The organism is Lactobacillus kalixensis DSM 16043 (assembly GCF_001434335.1).
Lineage (GTDB): Bacteria > Bacillota > Bacilli > Lactobacillales > Lactobacillaceae > Lactobacillus > Lactobacillus kalixensis.
Genome location: NZ_AZFM01000097.1, coordinates 1 through 357, shown reverse-complemented (window position 1 = coordinate 357; position 357 = coordinate 1). Strand labels below are relative to the sequence as shown.

Genomic DNA, 357 nt, shown 5'->3' with positions numbered 1-357 from the left:
GTTAATGAAGGGGTTCTCCATTGAACCGAAAATAAATGAAGCAACTGCACGTAATTTCTATTGATTTTACGTGCAGTTTTTCGTATTCTTATAACTATCAAAATTAGGAGGGCCTTCAAATGACTGAAGCAGAATCAAAAGAAATCATCAAGAATTTAACCACTACCATCAATAATCTAAATGAAGAAATCGCCCTCCTACGTGAACAAGTAGCGTACTTAACGCAAAAGAAATATGGTAAATCTTCTGAACAAATGCCTATGACTGGTCAAACCAGCTTATTTGAAGCAGATCAAACAAATGAAGATGGAGAGCTTCCCAGGAGAAGACCAAGAAGAGACTATTACTTATAGACGT

At 36.1% G+C, this 357-nt stretch carries 1 protein-coding gene; it reads left to right on the top strand.

Translation table 11 applies throughout. From position 1 onward, the window contains the following. The first annotated feature begins 119 nt into the window (after positions 1 to 119). Positions 120 to 353: an IS66 family transposase gene (locus tag FC46_RS09925; protein ID WP_057800250.1), complete on the top strand. Its 234-nt coding sequence runs from the start codon at positions 120 to 122 to the stop codon at positions 351 to 353. Positions 354 to 357: the final 4 nt, after the last annotated feature.